Raw genomic sequence first — 6,468 nt, forward strand, 5'->3', positions numbered from 1 at the left:
ATCCTCGACGAACCGACGGCGATGTTGACCTCGCGTGAAGTCGAGATGTTGTTTGAGCAGATCACGCGCCTGCAAGCACGGGGCGTATCGATCATTTATATCTCCCACCGGCTTGAAGAACTGGCCCGTGTCGCGCAGCGCATTGCTGTCTTGCGTGACGGCCAATTGGTGTGCGTCGAGCCAATGGCCAATTACAACAGCCAGCAATTGGTCACGTTGATGGTCGGGCGTGAGTTGGGCGAGCAAATTGACCTCGGTCCGCGCCAGATAGGCGAAGTGGCGTTGTCGGTCAAAGGGCTGGGGCGTTCGAACAAGGTCATGGATGTGTCGTTCGAGGTGCGCAGTGGCGAGATCTTCGGCATATCTGGATTGATCGGCGCCGGGCGTACTGAGCTTTTACGTTTGATCTACGGCGCTGACATTGCGGATACCGGCACCATTGAGCTGGGTTCTCCTTCCCGTCCAGTGAGTATTCGTTCTCCGGTGGACGCCGTTAATGAAGGTATCGCGCTAATTACCGAAGACCGCAAGGGCGAAGGTTTGCTGCTGACGCAATCGATCAGCGCCAATATTGCGTTGGGCAACATGCCTTCGATTTCTAAAGGCGGCGTCGTCAATGGTCGTGACGAGATAAAGCTGGCCCAGCGCCAAGTCGATGCCATGCGCATCCGCAGTTCAAGCCCGACGCAATTGGTCTCCGAGTTATCCGGCGGCAATCAACAGAAAGTAGTGATCGGTCGTTGGCTGGAGCGTGACTGCACGGTGATGCTCTTCGATGAACCGACACGCGGTATCGACGTCGGCGCCAAGTTCGATATTTACGCACTGCTGGGCGAATTGACCCGACAGGGCAGGGCGTTGGTGGTGGTCTCCAGTGACCTGCGAGAACTGATGCTGATCTGCGATCGCATTGGCGTGCTGTCCGCTGGACGCCTGATCGATACGTTCGAGCGCGACACCTGGACCCAGGACGAGCTGCTTGCTGCCGCGTTTGCCGGCTATCAAAAACGTGATGCGCTGCTGAATGAAGCGGCGCCCAGGAACATCTCATGAAAACATCCACGACCACCTCTTCAAATCCGGCCGTACCTTCGCCGGGCAAGCGCAGCGGAAATTACTATGGTCTGGGCACATATCTGGGCCTGGCTGGCGCATTAATCGCGATGATCGCGCTGTTTTCCGCACTCAGTGATCACTTCCTGTCGTACGAAACCTTCAGTACGTTGGCCAACCAGATCCCGGACTTGATGGTGCTGGCGGTGGGCATGACCTTTGTCTTGATCATCGGCGGTATCGACTTGTCAGTGGGCTCGGTTTTGGCCTTGGCGGCGTCCACCGTCAGCGTAGCCATCCTCGGCTGGGGTTGGGGTGTTGTGCCCTCTGCGCTGTTGGGGATGCTCTGCGCGGCGGTGGCGGGCACGGTGACGGGTTCAATCACCGTGGCCTGGAAGATTCCGTCGTTTATCGTCTCCCTCGGTGTACTGGAGATGGCCCGTGGCGTCGCGTATCAGATGACCGGCTCACGTACCGCGTACATCGGCGACTCCTTCGCCTGGCTGTCGAACCCGATTGCCTTTGGGATCTCGCCGTCGTTCATCATCGCGCTGGTGGTGATCTTCGTCGCTCAGGCGGTGCTGACCCGTACTGTGTTTGGCCGTTATCTGATCGGTATCGGTACCAATGAAGAGGCTGTGCGTCTGGCAGGGATCAATCCCAAGCCCTACAAGATTTTAGTGTTTTCTTTGATGGGGCTGCTGGCGGGCGTCGCGGCGCTGTTTCAGATTTCACGTCTGGAAGCCGCTGACCCTAACGCGGGTTCCGGATTGGAGTTGCAAGTCATCGCCGCCGTCGTCATTGGTGGCACCAGCTTGATGGGCGGCCGCGGATCCGTGATCAGCACCTTCTTTGGTGTTCTGATTATCTCGGTGCTGGCTGCAGGCTTGGCGCAAATCGGCGCGACTGAGCCGACCAAGCGCATTATTACCGGTGCGGTGATTGTCGTCGCAGTGGTGCTTGATACTTACCGCAGCAACCGCGCACGTCGGCAGGCTTGATATGTCGACGATCAAGGATGTAGCTGCACTGGCAGGGATTTCCTACACGACGGTGTCCCATGTTCTTAACAAAACGCGCCCGGTCAGTGACCCAGTGCGGATCAAGGTCGAGGCGGCAATCATTGCTCTCGACTATGTGCCCAGCGCTGTTGCACGCTCGCTCAAGGCCAAAGCCACTTCAACTATCGGTTTGCTGATTCCCAATGGCAGCAACCCGTATTTTGCTGAGTTGGCACGGGGCATCGAAGACTATTGTGAGCGCAACGGGTTTTGCGTGATTTTATGCAATGCCGATGACAATCCCGAAAAGCAGCGCGGTTATTTACGGGTACTGCTGGAGAAGCGCGTCGACGGTTTGATCGTCTCCTCAGTGGGAGGCGACGTCGGTATGGATGAAGGACTGGCGGCGGTACGTACGCCCATGGTGGTGGTCGACAGGGATCTTAAAGGCATCGTTGCCGATCTGGTGCGCATTGATCACGAACTGGGCGCTTATCTGGCGACTTGTCACCTACTCGAATTGGGTCATCGGCATATCGCCTGTATCTGCGGACCGGCACAAACCAGCGTGGCGCAAATGCGCTTGGCTGGTTATCGCCGCGCCATGCTTGAGGCCAAGGTAGTCGTGCCGGATGAATGGATCATCGAAAGCGATTTCACCAGCCCGGGCGGTTACCAAGCGGCGGTCACTTTGCTGAACCACAACCCGCCGACCGCAGTTTTCGCCGGTAACGACATGATCGGTATCGGTGTGTTGCGCGCCGCAGCCGAGCGCAACATCCGCGTACCTGGCGATTTGTCGGTGATCGGTTTTGATGACATCCAGATGAGCCGCTTCGTCTACCCGGCGCTGACCACCGTCGGCCAATCTATTCTTCAATTGGGTGAAATGGCCGCCGAGGTCTTGTTGCGACGCATCTCGGCACCGGCTCATACCGCCATTGAGCAGCGTATCGTGGCGCCGAGCATTGTTATACGCGAGTCCACCGCGCCGCCGACCAATGTGTTCAATGCCTTTCGCTGAAACAAATTGCCGCTGAAACAGATTAAAGAGTGCTGAAACATGCAAGCAAAAGTAGTGGTAGTGGGAAGCTTGAACATGGACTTGGTGACTCGAGCAGAGCGCCTGCCGCGGGCTGGTGAAACCCTGGCAGGCAAATCGTTTAGCACTGTTCCCGGCGGCAAGGGCGCTAACCAGGCCGTCGCTGCGGCCCGCTTGGGTGCCCATGTCGCCATGGTTGGCTGTGTTGGTGAGGATGCTTACGGCGAGCAGTTGCGGGCCGCGTTGGTCGATGAGCAGATCGACTGCGAGGCAGTGACCGCGGTGGCGGGTGTATCCAGTGGAGTGGCGCTGATTGTGGTGGATGCCAGCAGCCAGAACGCAATTGTCATTGTCGCGGGCGGCAACGGTCGGCTGACGCCTGAGGTGATGGTGGGTTTCGACTCAAAACTGGCCGAGGCAGACGTAATCATTTGTCAGCTTGAAGTGCCGATGGACACTGTCGCCCATACCCTCAAGCGCGGTCGTGAGCTGGGCAAGATCGTGATTCTCAATCCCGCGCCAGTTATTGGCCCGTTGCCGGCCGGTTGGTTCCCGCTGATTGATTACGTGATTCCCAATGAAAGCGAAGCCACAGCCTTGACCGGCGTTTCTGTGGATTCATTGGCGTCTGCTGAAGCAGCTGCCAGCAAATTATTGGAGGCGGGCGCCTCAAAAGTAATCATTACTTTGGGCGCACTGGGGTCGTTATTCGCTGACGGTCAAAGCTTCCAGCATTTTCCGGCGCCGAAGGTTCAGGCGGTAGACACCACTGCGGCCGGCGACACCTTTGTCGGTGGTTTCGCCGCTGCATTGGCGCGGGGCCAGAGTGAGTCTCAAGCCATAGGTTTTGGTCAGATTGCCGCCGCTCTATCGGTCACCCGTGCCGGCGCGCAACCCTCCATCCCAACCCTTAACGACGTTCAGAGTTTCCATCAGCCATGAAAAAGACACCTCTGCTCAATATTGCCTTGTCGCGCGTTATTGCCTCGTTGGGACATGGCGATATCGTCATGATCGTCGACGCCGGAATGCCGGTGCCGCCCGGCGTCGAGTTGATTGATCTCGCGCTGACCCAAGGAATTCCTGACTTTGCGAGCGTGCTGCGCATTGTGCTGACTGAAATGCAGGTCGAGAGCCATGTATTGGCCGAGGAGATGCTGGATAAACAGCCTCCGGCGTTGGTCGTTGTCGAAGGCCTGCACTTGCGGGGTGAACTGGGCCAGCAGCGCTTGGTCAGTCACGATGAGTTGAAAAATTTGAGTCGTTCGGCGCGAGCGATTGTGCGCACCGGTGAATGTCAGCCGTACACCAACATTGCTCTGGTCGCAGGCGTTACGTTCTAAGGTCGGTGCAGAGCAATCAGTATCTTTGATACAGGGAGTTTCACATGCCACGCTATACCGACTATCTGCAACAATTTTTTCGGAGCATCCTACTTTTGTCCGTACTCAGCGCTACCTCCGTGCAAGCCACCGAACGACGCGACCTGATCATCGACACGGATCCGGGCGCCGACGATGTCGTGGCGTTGCTGTTGGCGCTGGCTTCGCCTGAGGAGCTTAACGTGTTGGCGATCACCACGGTCGCTGGCAATGTGCGTCTGGACAAAACCTCACGCAATGCCAGGTTGGCGCGTGAGTGGGCAGGGCGCGAAGAAGTGCCGGTCTATGCAGGCGCCCCCAAGCCCTTGGTGCGTACGCCGATTTACGCCGAAAATATTCACGGCCAGGAAGGCTTGCCAGGTATCGCCGTGCATGAACCCAAAGTGGGTCTGGCCAACGGCAATGCCGTCGATTACCTGATTGCAACCCTGAGTAAAGCGCCGCCACACAGTATTACTCTGGCATTACTCGGTCCCGAGACCAACTTGGCGTTGGCGTTGGTGCAGGCGCCGCAAATCACTCAAGGGATTAAAGAAGTCGTTGTGATGGGCGGCGCGCACTTCAACGGCGGCAACATTACGCCAGTCGCGGAATTTAATATCTTCGCAGACCCGCACGCTGCGCAGGTGGTGTTGGCCAGTGGCGTCAAACTGACCTACGTCCCGCTGGATGTGACCCACAAAATACTTACCAGTGAACTGCGGCTTAAGCAGATCGAGGCGTTAAATAATCAGGCTGGCAAATTAGTAGGCGATATTCTTAACGAATATGTCAAAGCGGACATGGTCCAGTACGGGTTGCCAGGCGGGCCGGTACATGACGCCAGCGTCATCGCTTACCTACTCAAGCCTGAGTTGTTTTCCGGCAAGCAAGTCAACCTGACCATCGACACCCGCGAAGGCCCGACTTTTGGTCAGACCGTGGCGGACTGGTACGACACGCTCAAGCATGACAAGAACGTTTTCTGGGTCGAAAACGGCGATGCCCAAGGGTTCTTCGACCTGCTGACCTCACGTCTTAGCCGCTTGAAGTGAGGTCTTGCTGAAGAGGTCCTTTCGGGGCCTCATTCACTAATACTTGCGCAAGATGATCGCTGGGGTATTTCTCGAATACCTGGCTGATGAATGCCTGAGCGCCCGCGGTGCCTAGTTCTTTCACGAGCAAGTCTATGCCGATAATCGCCATCTCTTCAGCGCTACCGGGGCTGTAGGAGCATTGTCCCTGAGGCCACTTGGCCTTGATGTCAGCATCGATCGATACGATTGCCATTTCTGTCTCGTCTGGTCTGAAAAGTGGGTCCGGGCGCATCAATTCGCCGCAACACCTCGTGCTAAAGCGGGTCAGTAAACCATCTTGGCCGGCATTTGGCACTCAGACTTAGGCATGACGCGAGGCGCGTGCCAAACTTGTCGATAAATTTACGAGGATGCCGACGTGCACATTGACCTGAACAACCCTTCGAGTTTCACGTTAGAGGCCGTGCGCCAACTAATCGCTTCGGGAAAAGATGAGGTGCACAACCAACTGCGTGTCACCAAGGTTGGCAGTGCATATCTCTCGACGGCGGCGGTGGGCGGGGTGGATATCGATGGCCTGCTGTTTCGCCTGGAGACTTGGTCAGCAGGTTCCGGCTGTGTCGGACCGATTGCGGCCAGTGATGCGGTGTGGGTCATGCAGATATTCAATGCGCTTAAAGAAAACTGGGCCGATCCGCGCCTGGACTATGTCGATGTCTACTGAACACGTTTTGACATGATTTGACTGCCCGTCCGTTTGTCCGCTAAGGCAGACTCCAGCAGCTTCTGTTGAGGCCCAATGCGAGCGGCGTGTGCAACAAACACGTCTGATCACTGTCGCAGGGGGAGCTGAATACCGTTTATTTGAAAAGGAGGCTCTATGCCTTGGAAGTTCGCACCGTTCGTGATGTTGGTGGCAATAATCTGGTGCGCGGCGGTCGATGTCGGATCATACCAGAAAGAGTAACTGAACG

General features: G+C 56.9%; 8 protein-coding genes. 7 read left to right on the top strand and 1 reads right to left on the bottom strand.

The annotated features are described in order from the left end of the window. The 6 genes from M0974_RS11335 to M0974_RS11360 all read left to right on the top strand — a co-directional run. On the top strand, positions 1 to 1,053 hold a 1,053-nt coding region (locus M0974_RS11335; RefSeq protein ID WP_297836278.1), incomplete at its 5' end, for a sugar ABC transporter ATP-binding protein. After that, complete coding sequence (locus tag M0974_RS11340) at positions 1,050 to 2,054, top strand: ABC transporter permease (protein ID WP_297836280.1); 1,005 nt, start codon at positions 1,050 to 1,052, stop codon at positions 2,052 to 2,054. The genes M0974_RS11335 and M0974_RS11340, both read left to right, overlap by 4 nt. A gap of 1 nt (position 2,055) precedes the next feature. Continuing rightward, positions 2,056 to 3,078 carry a LacI family DNA-binding transcriptional regulator gene (locus tag M0974_RS11345; protein WP_297836281.1) on the top strand — a complete coding sequence of 341 codons (1,023 nt, stop codon included), beginning with the start codon at positions 2,056 to 2,058 and terminating at the stop codon, positions 3,076 to 3,078. A gap of 39 nt (positions 3,079 to 3,117) precedes the next feature. After that, positions 3,118 to 4,038 (top strand): ribokinase, encoded by a 921-nt coding sequence (gene rbsK / locus M0974_RS11350; protein WP_297836282.1) that lies wholly within the window; start codon positions 3,118 to 3,120, stop codon positions 4,036 to 4,038. Further along, positions 4,035 to 4,439 carry a D-ribose pyranase gene (gene rbsD / locus M0974_RS11355; RefSeq protein ID WP_297836283.1) on the top strand — a complete coding sequence of 135 codons (405 nt, stop codon included), beginning with the start codon at positions 4,035 to 4,037 and terminating at the stop codon, positions 4,437 to 4,439. The genes rbsK and rbsD overlap by 4 nt, the downstream gene beginning before the upstream one ends. Before the next feature lie 44 nt (positions 4,440 to 4,483). Beyond that, entirely contained in the window at positions 4,484 to 5,512 is a 1,029-nt protein-coding gene (locus tag M0974_RS11360; RefSeq protein ID WP_297836284.1) for a nucleoside hydrolase, read from the top strand. On the opposite strand, the gene M0974_RS11365 is transcribed toward M0974_RS11360, so the two are convergent. Continuing rightward, on the bottom strand, positions 5,496 to 5,747 hold the full coding sequence (locus M0974_RS11365) for a hypothetical protein (protein WP_297836286.1): 252 nt from the start codon (positions 5,745 to 5,747) through the stop codon (positions 5,496 to 5,498). The genes M0974_RS11360 and M0974_RS11365 overlap by 17 nt on opposite strands. A 165-nt stretch (positions 5,748 to 5,912) precedes the next feature. Between M0974_RS11365 and M0974_RS11370 the strand changes: the two genes are divergently transcribed. Further along, positions 5,913 to 6,218, top strand: coding sequence for a hypothetical protein (locus M0974_RS11370; protein WP_297836288.1), 306 nt, complete (start codon positions 5,913 to 5,915; stop codon positions 6,216 to 6,218). Positions 6,219 to 6,468: the final 250 nt, after the last annotated feature.

The sequence above is a fragment of the Pseudomonas sp. genome, from assembly GCF_026224925.1.
In the GTDB taxonomy this organism is placed as follows: domain Bacteria; phylum Pseudomonadota; class Gammaproteobacteria; order Pseudomonadales; family Pseudomonadaceae; genus Aquipseudomonas.